This is a genomic window from Sphingomonas sp. PL20, assembly GCF_017875905.1.
Lineage (GTDB): Bacteria > Pseudomonadota > Alphaproteobacteria > Sphingomonadales > Sphingomonadaceae > Sphingomonas > Sphingomonas echinoides.
Map to the genome: position 1 here is coordinate 2952862 of NZ_JAGINH010000002.1, position 12613 is coordinate 2965474.

Below are 12613 nucleotides of genomic sequence, written 5' to 3' on the forward strand. Positions count from 1 at the left end.
CTCCGATAGCGCGAAGCGATCCGTATTGAAAACGCGCCGTCGCAAGCACCCCGACGAAAAGGATTGTTCGCGCCTCGGGGGTTAGGCTAAGGCTTACGGCGATGCGTACCCCCCTTACCCGCTCGCCCCTTTTCCGCAGCCTCGCGGTCGGCCTGATTGCCGCGACTGTGCTCACCTCAACGGGGTGCGCGCGCAACCGGACCAAGGGCGATATTCCCTATGTCGCGCGCGACGTCGGCACGCTGTATACGGCGGCGAAGAAGCGGCTCGACAATAAGGAATATAAGCTGGCGGCGGCATTGTTCGACGAAGTCGAACGGCAGCACCCTTATTCGGTATGGGCGCGCCGCGCGCAGTTGATGAGCGCGTTCAGTTATTATCTGGCGCATGATTACACCGCCTCGATCCAATCGGCACAGCGTTTCATCTCGGTCCACCCCGGCAACCGCGATGCCGCATACGCTTATTATCTCGTCGCGCTCGGTTATTATGAACAGATTAGCGACGTCACGCGCGACCAGAAAATCACGCAGCAGGCGTTGGATGCGCTGGGCGAGCTGACGCGCCGCTATCCCAACACGCGTTATGCCGCCGATGCGCGCTTGAAGATCGATCTCGTGCGCGACCATCTGGCCGGCAAGGAAATGGAAATCGGTCGCTTTTACGAAACGCGCGGCCAATGGCTCGCCGCGACGATGCGCTTCCGCAAGGTGGTCGATGACTATCAGACAACCACGCACGCGCCCGAAGCCCTCATGCGCCTGACCGAGACCTATCTCGCGCTCGGCGTGCCCGATGAGGCGCGCAAGGCCGCCGCCGTGCTGGGGGCCAATTATCCCGGTACGCAATGGTATAGCCGCGCGTACAAATTGTCGGAGGAACACCCCCCCGTCGCGGTCGCGGCGATCGCGCCGGGCCAGTTGATCGTGCTACCGGCCGACAAAGCGCTTCCCGACAAGCCGATCAAGACTCGCGAGCCGAAGCGCGACGCGCGCGCTTTGCCGCCCACGGGCGGATCGTCGACCAACCCTGGCAACCCCAATCCGGGCAGCTGAGGCTCGACCAAAAAGAACGATACCGGAACATCGATTGTTCGGGTAAAGCGGGCGGCAGACCCATGCTGATCTCTCTCGCCATCCGTGACGTCGTGCTGATCGAGGCGCTGGACCTGCACTTCGGGCAGGGCCTGGGCGTGCTGACCGGCGAGACCGGCGCGGGCAAATCGATCCTGCTCGATGCGCTCGGCCTCGCGCTCGGCGCGCGCGGCGATGCCGGGCTGGTGCGGCAGGGGGCGACGCAGGCCGTCGTCACCGCCACCTTCGATACGCCGCATGCGACCGGGCCGATCGCCACCTTGCTCGGCGAGAACGGCTTTGACGTCGATCCCGGCGAACCGCTGATGATCCGGCGAATCGTCAAGGCCGATGGCGGCAGCCGCGCCTTCGTCAACGATCAGCCGGCCTCCGCTGGCCTGTTGCGCGAACTGGCGACCTATCTCGTCGAAATCCACGGCCAGCATGATGATCGCGGGCTGCTCAACGCGCGCGGGCATCGTGCGCTGCTCGATGCGTTCGGGCGGATCGACGCGGGCGCGACCGCCACTGCCTACAAGGCCTGGCGCGATGCCGAGACGGCGCTCGCCACGGCGCACGCCACGATCGACACCGCCGCGCGCGACCGCGAATGGCTGGAACATGCCGTCGCCGAATTGCGCGCGCTCGCCCCCGAACCGGGCGAAGAGGAGACGCTGGCCGAACGCCGCCGCATCATGCAACGCTCGGAAAAGATCGCCGCCGATCTCGCCGCAATCGAAGGCTGGCTGGAGGGATCGGACGGCGGCCTGTCGCAGCTCCGCCAGGCGGCGCGCGTGCTGGAGCGGATCGCCGGAGACCATGAGGCGCTCGCCGAAGCGCTGGCGGCGGTCGACCGCGCGGTGATCGAGGGCGCGGTCGCCGAGGAAAAACTGCGCGAGGCCAAGGCCGATCTGTGGTTCGATCCCGCTGCGTTGGAGGAGGATGAGGCGCGGCTGTTCGAACTGCGCGGCATGGCGCGCAAGCACCGCGTCCAGCCCGATGCGCTGGCCGACTTGGCGGCCGAACTCGCCGCCAGACTGGAGGCGCTCGACGCCGGGGAAGAAGGCCTCGCCGCGCTCGAAGCGAAACTGGCCGCCGCCCGCACCGCGTATGACCAGGCCGCCGCTACGCTCAGCGCCGCGCGCACCGCCGCCGCGCTACGGCTCGACGCTGCGGTCAAAGGCGAGCTGGTCCCGCTGAAACTCGACGCCGCGCGCTTCCGCACCGTCGTGGCCCCGGCGGCGGAAGAGCAGTGGTCGGCGGCGGGCAAGGACCGCGTCGAATTCGAGATTTCGACCAACCCCGGCGCGCCGTTCGCGCCCTTGGTCAAGATCGCCTCGGGCGGCGAATTGTCGCGCTTCATCCTCGCGCTGAAGGTTGCGCTGGCCGAGCAAGGCGGGGCCGCGACGATGATCTTCGACGAAATCGACCGCGGCGTCGGCGGGGCGGTCGCCAGCGCGATCGGCGAACGGCTCGCGCGGCTGGCCGAGGCCACGCAATTGCTCGTCGTCACGCACAGCCCGCAAGTCGCCGCGCGCGGGCAGCATCATCTGCTCATCGCCAAGAGCCATGACGGCACCGTCACCCGCACCGGCGTGACCCGGCTCGACGACGCCACCCGCCGCGAGGAAATCGCGCGCATGCTCTCGGGCGCGACGATCACCCCGGAGGCACGCGCCCAAGCCGATCGGTTGCTGGAAACCGCGTAACGCTGTCCCTATCGGGAACCCGCAAACTCAGCGCCACCCCCGTCACCCCGGGTTTATCCCGGGGTCCACCGTGCCGCATCACCACCATCTGCAGAACGTGCATCCCGGTGGCCCCCGGGACAGGCCCGGGGTGACGGAAGGATGGCGGATCGATTGTTAAAACGGCATTGTCACCGTGAACATGATGCGATTTGCGACCTTGCCATCGACGGTCCCGCCCCGCTCGGCGTGGAGATTGCCGCGCGCGCCTTTGCCCAGATCGACCCCGATCCCCGGCCCACCGACTTCGGCATATTTCTTAGGCAGCGGACGCGCGCGGAATTTCTCGGCTGCGTCACGGCTGCCGCACACCACGATGTCGCTTCCTGAGTCTGCCGGTGGACACGAGGCCGGATGCCAGGCGGCGGGCAAATCGACGCTCGCGCGACGTTGCGGTGGAGCGTCGGGCGGCCCGATTTGTACCATTGCCAACATCGTCAGGATCATGATCGGCCCCTCTGCCGCAATGTTTCGCCAAGGCTAACCGGCTTCGTGCAGCGACACAATCCGCCCCTAGCGCAATCCCCACGACATGCCCCCAACAACCTGCTATGGTGGATCTATCGCGCGAGTCCGCTCCCAAGCATCGCGCGGCTGAGAGACCCACCGCGCTCCCGCTTGCCTGGCATCGGATGCGCGCTCGTGTCTCTCCCTTTCTTCTCTTTCGCCCAGCCTGCCCGCAGCGGAATTTCCGCGCGCGGCTGACGCCCGTGATCGGATGCGTCGGCCGGGGCCGGACGTCGCATCCGTCTTCGATCTCGGCCCCATCCGGTACCGACGCTGCGGCGCGGCACCGGCACGTAAGGAATTAGGTATGGCTATCGGCACCGTTAAGTTCTTCAACGCCGACAAGGGTTATGGTTTCATCGCGCCTGAGGGCGGCGGTGGCGATGCCTTCGTCCACATCAGCGCGGTGGAAGCCGCCGGCATGGTCACGCTCGACCGCGACCAGCGCGTTTCGTACGAGCTGGAAGAAGACCGTCGCGGCAAGGTTTCGGCCGTCCGGCTGGCGCAAGCCTGAGCCAATACGGGGTGTCGCCAAGCGGCGGCACCCCGCTTTCTCGATCCGTTTCCCTCCTATTTGCGGAGATATCCCACGAACACCACCGCCCTGTTCTATCGCGACCGCGCCCGTCAGGCCGAGTCCGACGCGGCTACGGCCACCCTCGACAATGTTCGCGGCCGCTGGCTGCGCGCCGCCAAAGCCTGGGACGAAATGGCCAGCCGCGCGGAAAAGACCGCCGAGCGCCGTTCGACCAACGAAGAGGCCAAGCATCTCGCCGAGATGGACGCCAGCGAAGACGATTAGCGGACTCTTCTTGGCCGTTCGCCCTGAGCTTGTCGAAGGGCCGTACGCCGCCGTACCGACGCCTGCGCGGCCCGGTGCTTCGACAGGCTCAGCACGAACGGTTCTGTGTGGGCCACCCAATCGCGCTTGATCCGGGTTGGCGCAGTCCGCTACCCCGCCTGCCATGACCGCGCCCCTCCCCACGACCGATGATACCGCCGCAACCGAGCTGGCCCGGCTGGCAGAGCTGATCGCGCACCACAACCGCCTGTATCACACCGACGACGCGCCCGAAATTTCCGACGCGGATTATGATGCGCTGGTGCGCCGCAATGCCGCGATCGAGGCGGCCTTTCCGCATCTGGTGCGCAGCGATTCGCCGAGCGTTCAGGTCGGGGCCGCCCCCGCCGCCCACCTCGCCAAGGTCGCGCATGCGCGGCCGATGACCAGCCTCGACAATGCGTTTACCGATGAGGACGTCGCCGATTTCGTTGGGCGCGTGCGCCGCTTCCTGGCACTGCCCGAGGACGCGCCGGTGGAACTCACCGCCGAGCCCAAGATCGACGGCCTTTCCTGTTCGCTGCGCTACGAAAACGGGCACCTCGTCCAGGCGCTCACCCGCGGCGATGGGCAGGTGGGCGAGGATGTCACCGCCAATGTCCGCCACATCGCCGACATTCCGCAGAGCCTCCCCGCCGACGCGCCCGCGATCTTCGAGGTGCGCGGCGAAGTGTATATGGCCAAGGCCGATTTCGCCGGCCTCAACGCGCGCCTGCTCGCCGAGGCCGAGGGCACCGGCAAGGACGCGCGCCAGTTCGCCAACCCGCGCAACGCCGCCGCCGGATCGCTGCGCCAGAAAGACGCCGCGGTCACCGCGACGCGGCCCTTGCGCTTCTTCGCCTGGGGTTGGGGTGAGGCGAGCGCGCTGCCCGGCGACACGCAAAGCGCGGTGATCGCGGCGATCAAGGCCTGGGGCTTCCCCGTGGCGCAGGGGTTCGCCCATGCCGCCACCGCCGCCGATGCGCTCGCCGTGTATCGCGGCATCGAACATCAGCGCGCCGACTTGCCGTTCGATATTGACGGCGTGGTCTACAAGCTCGACCGTCTCGACTGGCAAGCGCGGCTCGGCACCGTCGGCCGCACCCCGCGCTGGGCGATTGCGCACAAATTCCCCGCCGAACGCGCCGAGACGACCCTGCTCGCGATCGATATCCAGGTCGGCCGCACCGGTGCGCTCACCCCCGTCGCGCGGCTGGAACCCGTCACCGTCGGCGGCGTCGTCGTCGCCAACGCCACGCTGCACAATGCCGACGAGATCGAACGGCTCGGCGCGCGCGTGGGCGACCGCGTCGTGCTGCAGCGCGCAGGCGACGTCATCCCGCAAATCGTCGAAGTGCTGACCCGCGCCGAGGACCGCCCCGCCTTCGCTTTCCCGACCACTTGCCCCGAATGCGGCTCGCTCGCCGAACGCGGCGAGGGCGAAGTGGTGGTGCGCTGCACCGGCGGGCTGATTTGCCCGGCGCAGCGTGTCGAGCGGCTGATCCATTTCGTCTCACGCCACGCCTTTGACATTAGCGGGCTGGGGCTGGTGCGGATCGAGGAGTTTTTCCGCGACGGCCTGATCGCCTCCCCCGCCGACATCTTCCGCCTGCACGAACATCGCGAGGCGCTGGTCACCCGCGACCGCATGTCGGAACTGGTCGTCGACAAATTGCTCGCCGCGATCGACCTGCGTCGCAAGATCGGGCTCGACCGCTTCCTGTTCGCGCTCGGCATCCGCCATGTCGGCGAGATTACCGCACGTGACCTGGCGCGACGCTATGTGAGCATGGCAGCGTTTTCCGAGATGATCGAGCGCGTGCTGGCAGTGCGCACCGAGCTTGTCCCCGCATTGGGCGAGACCGACCTGAAATTCGTCGTCCGCCGTGGCAAGGCGCTCGCCGCCGCGATCGAAACGGCGGGGATCGGCCCCGAAGTCGCCGATGCCCTGATCGAATTCTTTGCAGAACCGCACAATCGGGAGGTGGTGGCGGCGCTGCTGCGCGAGGTGGAGCCGCTCGATATCGTCCACGAAACCCGCGAATCCCCTGTCAGCGGCAAGACGGTCGTGTTCACCGGCAGCCTGGAGACGATGAGTCGCGACGAAGCCAAGGCCCAAGCGGAGGCGCTTGGCGCGCGCGTGTCGGGCTCGGTGTCGGCCAAGACCGATTTGGTCGTGGCTGGGCCGGGTGCGGGCTCGAAGCTGAAAAAGGCCGCAGAATTAGGCATTTCCGTCATCGACGAAGCGGGCTGGGCGGAGATTGTTGCGGCTGCGGGGTAAAAGGGATCGCGACGCCGAAGTCTGCCAGTGATGCCATTTTGCAACGCATCATTACTGAATGCTTCATGTACCTTGCGGAATCGTGATTGTCATCTAACCGAAATATTTAAGTCGCATGGGGGCGCCAGGCGACGAGACAGTCGCGTTTTCCGCGATCAGGAACACAGGGGCAACATCATGCGACATAATCTTCTTCTTGGCGTGGCCGTGGCCGCGCTCGCCATTCCGGCTGCGGCAAGCGCGCAGGAAACCAGCTCGACGATCCAGGGCAAAGTTACCAACAACGGTGCGCCGGTTGTCGGCGCGACCGTCACCGCAATCCACGTGCCATCGGGCACTCGCGCCAGCGCAGTCACCGCCGCTGACGGTGCCTTCTCGCTGCCAGGTCTGCGCACCGGCGGGCCCTACACCATCACGGTCGATAAGGGCGGGTCGCAGGTCACCGACATTTACACGGTCGCAGGCCAGACCTTCACGCTCCCGATTGAAACCGCAGCCGACAATGGCAAGGACATCATAGTCACCGCTTCGCGCGTGAAGGGTGCCCGCGCGGTCGGCTACGGCCCCGCCACGATCCTCAACGCCAACGACATTTCGAAGGTCGCATCGGTCAACCGCGACATTCGCGACCTTATCCGTCGCGATCCGTTCGCCACGCTCGACACGTCGCAATCGACCGGACGCCAGATCACCTTCGCCGGCACCAACCCCCGCTTCAACCGCTTCACCGTTGACGGTGTGCCGATCGGCGACAGCTTCGGCCTCAACCCCGACGCGCTGCCCTCGCGCCGCGGCCCGGTTCCGATCGACGCGATCGGCGAATTCCAGACCAAGGTTGCCCCGTACGACATCCGCGAAGGCTTCTTCCAGGGCGGTGTCGTCAACGCCATTCTCAAGTCGGGCACCAACGAGTTCCACGGCAGCGCTATCTTTACCGAGACCACCGATGGGCTGACGGGTTCGCAACTCAAGCCGTACGTCTCGAACCCCACCGGAATTGTGACCCAGCCGAAGTTCACGAGCAAGGATTACGGTGCGACGCTGTCGGGTCCGATCATCAAGGACCGACTGTTCTTCATGGTTTCGGCGGAACGCGTGCGGGCGAATAACCCGTTCAACATTGCCGCCAGCTCGATCACCCAGGATCAGTTCGACCAGATCGTCAGCATCGCCAAGACCAAGTACAATGTTGATGCAGGCGGTAAGATCACCAGCCAGGACGATAAGGACGACCGCATCGTCGGTCGTATCGACGCCAACGTGACCGATGGGCAGCGTTTGTCGTTGACCGGCATCTACACCAAGGACTCGATCAACACGCTGGGCTTCAACTCCTCGACCGCCCAGTCGACCACGTCGAACGATTACGTCAAGCCTAACCGCCTCTGGGCCGTCGTCGGGCAGTTGAACTCGACTTGGTCGCCAACGATTTCGACCGAAACCCGCGTGCTTTATAAGGATTATAAGAGCGGCCAGAACCCAATTCTGGCGAAGACGGGTTACGCGCTGATCTGTACCGATGCTGGCACGGCGGCTGCCATTACCGTCGGTAACGCGACGCAGTGTTCGTCGAACGTAAGCACCCTAGCCGTTGGTCCGCTCGGCTCGGCACAGACCAACATCCTGCGCACCAAGACCTTCGACGCACAGGAAGTGATCCGTATCTCGCTCGGCGAGCACAATTTGCGGCTGCTGTACGACTATCAGCACGTCAACAACTACAATTTGTTCATCGGGCAGACGGCCAATCCGGGCAGCACCGGCATCTCGTCGGGTGCCTATGGTGCCTATTACTTCGACTCGATCGCCGCCTTCCAGGCCGGCATCGCGCAAGAGTTCGGCTACGCCAACGCGACCACAGGCAACCCGAACGACGCCGCTGCCCGCTTCAGCTACGCGACCCACACATTCGGCATCCAGGACGACTGGCGCGTTTCGCCGACCTTGGCCGTGACGGCAGGCGTGCGCTACGACCTGTTCGCTGGCCATGATCGTCCGTTGCTCAATCAGGCATTCGTGGTGCGCGAAGGCTTCGCCAACACGTCCTTCGTCAGCGGCCGCGGGCTGTTCCAGCCGCGCGTCGGTTTCGATTGGAAGCCGACGCGGACCTTCAGCCTGCACGGCGGCGTCGGCATCTTTGGCGGCGGCACGCCCGACGTCTATATCGGCAACAGCTTCTCCTCGAGCGGCGTCCAGCCGGTGCTCACCAGCACCGCCACCAACCCCGCTTTCCTCAACAACGTGAACCTCAACCAGGTCCCCGCCGGCGCAACGGCGGCTCTGGCAGGCACGCAGAATGCTCCGGTTGCGGCACTGGACCCCAACTTCAAAATCCCGTCGCAGTGGCGCGGGTCGCTGACCGCGACCAACGACTTCAACCTTGGGCCGCTCGGCGATCACTGGGTGCTGTCGGCCAGCGCGTTGATCTCGAAGACCAAGCAAGCCATTCTGTATCGTGACGGTCGCGTCGCTCCGATCGTCGGACCGAATGCGCTGACGCCCGACGGCCGCCAGCGGTATTTCGACACGACACCGCTCAGCCAGGGCGGCGTGTCGGGCAACGCCGACACCATCCTCGGCAACACTACGCGCGGTCACGGCTATGTCGGCGTCGTCAGCCTGGCCAAGAAGTGGGACTTCGGTCTCGACGCTTATGGCAGCTTCACCTATCAGGACGTGTGGGATCAGGCTGCTGTGACGTCGTCGGTCGCGTCGTCGAACTTCGGCAACACCGCCTATTTCGACGCCAACAGCGGTGCCTTCGGTCATTCGAATGACGAAATTCGGTACTCGTTCCACTACAATGTGACGTATCAGCACGCCTTCTTCCGCGACTATAAGACGACGATCAGCCTGTTCGGCGAAACCCGCATCGGTTCGCCGTACAGCTACACCATGCAGGACGCGGCGACCGTCGCGGGCCGCAGCGCGGTGTTCGGGTCGTCCGGCAACACTAGCCGCTTCCTGTTCTACGTGCCGACCGGCATCGACGATCCGAAGGTCAGCTATGCGGACGCGGCCACGGCAACCCGGATCGACCAAATCATTAACTCGACCGGGCTCAGCAAATATCGTGGCAAGATCGCGCCGCGTAACGCGTTCAACTCGAAGTGGTTCTCGAAGATCGATCTCCATCTCGAGCAGGAAATTCCGACCTTCGTCGGGAAGTCACGCATTTCGGTGTTTGCAGACATCGAAAACCTGCCGAACCTGATCAATCACAAATGGGGTGAGCAGCTGCGCAACTTCTTCCCGTTCACCGACGTGGTCACCAAGGTCGCCTGCAAGTCGGCCAATGGGAATGCGTGCGGACAATATGTCTACTCCGCGCCCAGCACCGACTCGTTCCTGGCCGATCAGTTGATCACCGTGAACGGTTCGTCGCTCTACTCGATCCGTCTCGGCGCGCGCGTTAGCTTCTAAGCGACGCTCGCCCGCAAAGAATTGGCCGCCGTCCCCTGGGACGGCGGCCTTTTTTTTTAACTCTGCGCCCCGTCCGGCGTGAACGTCAGCTCGCCCCCGCTTCCGCCACCTTCGCATAAATCGAAGTGATCGGCCGCGCGAACACCCGGCCCACCATCGGCTCGAAGAAGGACAGCGGCGCGCTGTCGTAATTCGGATCAAACGCGGCCTGATCGTACTTCTCGCAAAACTCGGCGCACGCCTCGAAATGCGGATGGCCGCGGTACGATTCGCGCATGTCGCGGTCGCCGCCAATGTAATGGAAGAAATAATAGCCCTGGAACACGCCGTGCGTGTTGGCGATCCAGTGCAGTTGGTCCGACACGAACGGACGCAACATCGCCGCGCCGATCTCGGGATGGTTGAAGGTCCCAAGCGTGTCGCCAATGTCGTGCAACAGCGCCATCACCACATAGGCTTCATCGCGACCATCACGGTGCGCGCGCGTTGCGGTCTGCAGCGAATGTTCGAGCCGATCAACCGGGAAGCCACCATAATCGCCGTCGAGCAACTGCAAATGCGTCAGCACCCGCGCAGGCAAGCCCTTGGCGAAATCGGCGAAATGGCCGGAGATGATGGTCCAGTCGGCCTGGGTGCCATGCTCCATCGCGCTGAAGCGCGCGCGGTCGGGCTGATGGTTCATGCGGCTCTCTCCTCTCGTCTTCCTCCCCTTGTGACGAAGCGGGAGGGCCCGCGTTATCGCGGTGGCACGGACGATAGCGTACTTTGCGCATCGCTCCCAGCCGGGCTAAGACGGCCGCATGTCGCTTCCCCCCCAACCCGCGATCCTGTCGCGGCCGTTCTTCGAAGACAAGAACCGCGCCTTCTGGACGCTGCAGGCGGCCGGGTGGACCGGCTATCTGATCCTGCGCAGCGTTTCGAGCATTTCCAACGCCAGCGACATGACCAGCATGGTGCCGGTCGTGATCGAATCGATCGTCGGCTACAGCATCACGCTCTTGCTCTCGACGCTGTATCATTATTACCGCCGCCAGCCGCGCTTTGCGATGGCGATCCTGACGGTGCTGACACTCGCCGCCGCGACGTTGGTCTATGCGGTGCTCGACGCCTTTTCGTTTTCCTTCATCAACGCGCGCAATCCGGGGCTCAACATCGGGCTGGTATTGGGCACGATCTTCCTCAACTTCACCGTGCTCGCCGGGTGGACCGCGCTCTATTTCGGCATCAATTTCTATCTGATCGTTGAGGATCAGATCGATCAGCTCGCAGCGCTTGAGAATACCGCGTCGTCCGCCCAGCTAGCGATGCTGCGCTATCAGCTCAACCCGCATTTCCTGTTCAACACGCTCAACTCCATCTCAACGCTGGTGCTGCTGAAAGAGACCGAGCGCGCCAATGCGATGCTCGGGCGGCTGTCCTCGTTCCTGCGCTATACGCTCGCCAATGAGCCCACCGCCAACGTGACGGTGGTGCAGGAGTTCGAGACGCTGAAACTCTATCTCGAAATCGAGAAGATGCGCTTCGAGGACCGGCTGCGCCCGAGCTTCGAGCTCGACCCGCGCGTCGCCAAGGCGCGGCTGCCCTCGCTGCTGCTGCAGCCCCTGGTCGAGAATGCAATCAAATATGCGGTGACGCCGCAGGAAGACGGGGCCGAAATCGCGGTGACCGCGCGGCTTGCCGGAGATCGGGTGCAGATCGTCGTATCCGACACCGGCCCCGGCTTGAACGAAAGCCGCGGACGGCCGAGCGTTTCTGCGAGCCAGCCCCTTTCAACCGGGGTCGGGCTTGCCAATATCAGGGAGAGACTGGCCCAGGCTTATGGGCCGGACCATAGATTCGAGACGCGATCGATCCCGGGGGGCGGTTTCGGGGTCGAGATCGAAATCCCGTTCCAGCTCGAGGAACCGAAGAAAGAGGCCGCATGACGATCCGCACCATCCTCGTCGACGACGAAAAACTGGCAACCCAGGGCCTCGCCCTGCGGCTGGCCGCCCATGAAGATGTGGAGATCATCGATACCTGCCAGAATGGCCGCGAGGCCATCCGCTCGATCAAGACCAACAAACCCGACCTCGTTTTTCTCGACATTCAAATGCCCGGTTTCGACGGGTTCTCGGTCGTCCAGGGGCTGATGGAGGTCGAACCCCCGCTGTTCGTGTTCGTAACCGCTTATTCCGACCATGCGCTGAAGGCGTTCGAAACCGATGCGGTGGATTATCTGATGAAGCCCGTTGAGGAATCGCGCCTCGCCGACACGCTCGACCGCGTGCGTCAGCGCCTGACCGAAAAGCGCGGAATCGAGGAGGTCGACCGGCTGAAGGAAGTGATCGCCGAAATCGCACCGGATTCGGTCGAGACGCTCACCGACGGCGGCGAGCAGGTCTCGTCCAACCGTTTCGAAAAGCTCATCAACATCAAGGATCGCGGGCAGATCTTCCGCGTCGATGTCGACACGATCGAACTGATCGAGGCGGCCGGCGATTATATGGTGATCAAGACCGGCGACAATTCGCTGGTGCTGCGCGAGACGATGAAGGATCTCGAACGCCGCCTCGACCCGCGCCGCTTCCAGCGAGTCCACCGCTCCACTATCGTCAACCTCGACCTGGTCAAAGAGGTAAAGCCGCACACCAATGGCGAATGCTTCCTGGTGCTGCAGTCGAACGCGCAAGTGAAGGTGTCGCGCAGTTATCGCGACGTGGTGGCGCGCTTCGTACACTAAATCGCATTACCGTCACCCCGGGCTTGTCCCGGGGTCCAC

At 64.4% G+C, this 12613-nt stretch carries 10 protein-coding genes; 8 read left to right on the forward strand and 2 right to left on the reverse strand.

Translation table 11 applies throughout. From position 1 onward, the window contains the following. Nucleotides 1-101 precede the first annotated feature (101 nt). Nucleotides 102-1055, forward strand: a complete 954-nt coding sequence (locus tag H4W01_RS13860; protein WP_209611719.1) for an outer membrane protein assembly factor BamD — start codon at nucleotides 102-104, stop codon at nucleotides 1053-1055. Nucleotides 1056-1117: 62 nt separating this feature from the next. Beyond that, entirely contained in the window at nucleotides 1118-2782 is a 1665-nt protein-coding gene (gene recN / locus H4W01_RS13865; protein ID WP_209611721.1) for a DNA repair protein RecN, read from the forward strand. Nucleotides 2783-2938: 156 nt separating this feature from the next. On the opposite strand, the gene H4W01_RS13870 is transcribed toward recN, so the two are convergent. Further along, nucleotides 2939-3268 carry a hypothetical protein gene (locus tag H4W01_RS13870; protein ID WP_209611723.1) on the reverse strand — a complete coding sequence of 110 codons (330 nt, stop codon included), beginning with the start codon at nucleotides 3266-3268 and terminating at the stop codon, nucleotides 2939-2941. Between the two features lie 367 nt (nucleotides 3269-3635). Between H4W01_RS13870 and H4W01_RS13875 the strand changes: the two genes are divergently transcribed. The 4 genes from H4W01_RS13875 to H4W01_RS13890 all read left to right on the forward strand — a co-directional run bounded on the left by H4W01_RS13875 (nucleotide 3636) and on the right by H4W01_RS13890 (nucleotide 9852). Next, the gene (locus H4W01_RS13875) at nucleotides 3636-3842 is read left to right on the forward strand and encodes a cold-shock protein (RefSeq protein WP_209611726.1); all 207 of its coding nucleotides are present in this window, start codon (nucleotides 3636-3638) and stop codon (nucleotides 3840-3842) included. Nucleotides 3843-3902: 60 nt separating this feature from the next. After that, nucleotides 3903-4130 carry a hypothetical protein gene (locus tag H4W01_RS13880; RefSeq protein WP_231565191.1) on the forward strand — a complete coding sequence of 76 codons (228 nt, stop codon included), beginning with the start codon at nucleotides 3903-3905 and terminating at the stop codon, nucleotides 4128-4130. 163 nt (nucleotides 4131-4293) lie between these two features. Further along, complete coding sequence (gene ligA / locus H4W01_RS13885; protein WP_209611728.1) at nucleotides 4294-6429, forward strand: NAD-dependent DNA ligase LigA; 2136 nt, start codon at nucleotides 4294-4296, stop codon at nucleotides 6427-6429. A gap of 177 nt (nucleotides 6430-6606) precedes the next feature. Beyond that, nucleotides 6607-9852, forward strand: coding sequence for a TonB-dependent receptor (locus H4W01_RS13890; protein ID WP_209611730.1), 3246 nt, complete (start codon nucleotides 6607-6609; stop codon nucleotides 9850-9852). An 85-nt stretch (nucleotides 9853-9937) separates the two neighbouring features. Here the strand turns inward: H4W01_RS13890 and H4W01_RS13895 are convergent, their stop codons facing one another. Continuing rightward, complete coding sequence (locus H4W01_RS13895; protein WP_209611732.1) at nucleotides 9938-10534, reverse strand: HD domain-containing protein; 597 nt, start codon at nucleotides 10532-10534, stop codon at nucleotides 9938-9940. Nucleotides 10535-10652: 118 nt separating this feature from the next. On the opposite strand from H4W01_RS13895, the gene H4W01_RS13900 reads away from it, so the two are divergent. Beyond that, on the forward strand, nucleotides 10653-11777 hold the full coding sequence (locus H4W01_RS13900; RefSeq protein ID WP_209611734.1) for a sensor histidine kinase: 1125 nt from the start codon (nucleotides 10653-10655) through the stop codon (nucleotides 11775-11777). Next, nucleotides 11774-12574 (forward strand): LytR/AlgR family response regulator transcription factor, encoded by an 801-nt coding sequence (locus H4W01_RS13905; RefSeq protein WP_010404257.1) that lies wholly within the window; start codon nucleotides 11774-11776, stop codon nucleotides 12572-12574. The genes H4W01_RS13900 and H4W01_RS13905 overlap by 4 nt, the downstream gene beginning before the upstream one ends. Nucleotides 12575-12613: the final 39 nt, after the last annotated feature.

What these genes read in the sequence shown, in the direction of transcription:
- H4W01_RS13860 (WP_209611719.1), top strand. Translation starts at nt 102, where the DNA reads ATGCGTACCCCCCTTACCCGCTCGCCCCTTTTCCGCAGCCTCGCGGTC.
- recN (WP_209611721.1), top strand. Translation starts at nt 1,118, where the DNA reads ATGCTGATCTCTCTCGCCATCCGTGACGTCGTGCTGATCGAGGCGCTG.
- H4W01_RS13870 (WP_209611723.1), bottom strand. Translation starts at nt 3,268, where the DNA reads ATGATCCTGACGATGTTGGCAATGGTACAAATCGGGCCGCCCGACGCT.
- H4W01_RS13875 (WP_209611726.1), top strand. Translation starts at nt 3,636, where the DNA reads ATGGCTATCGGCACCGTTAAGTTCTTCAACGCCGACAAGGGTTATGGT.
- ligA (WP_209611728.1), top strand. Translation starts at nt 4,294, where the DNA reads ATGACCGCGCCCCTCCCCACGACCGATGATACCGCCGCAACCGAGCTG.
- H4W01_RS13890 (WP_209611730.1), top strand. Translation starts at nt 6,607, where the DNA reads ATGCGACATAATCTTCTTCTTGGCGTGGCCGTGGCCGCGCTCGCCATT.
- H4W01_RS13895 (WP_209611732.1), bottom strand. Translation starts at nt 10,534, where the DNA reads ATGAACCATCAGCCCGACCGCGCGCGCTTCAGCGCGATGGAGCATGGC.
- H4W01_RS13900 (WP_209611734.1), top strand. Translation starts at nt 10,653, where the DNA reads ATGTCGCTTCCCCCCCAACCCGCGATCCTGTCGCGGCCGTTCTTCGAA.
- H4W01_RS13905 (WP_010404257.1), top strand. Translation starts at nt 11,774, where the DNA reads ATGACGATCCGCACCATCCTCGTCGACGACGAAAAACTGGCAACCCAG.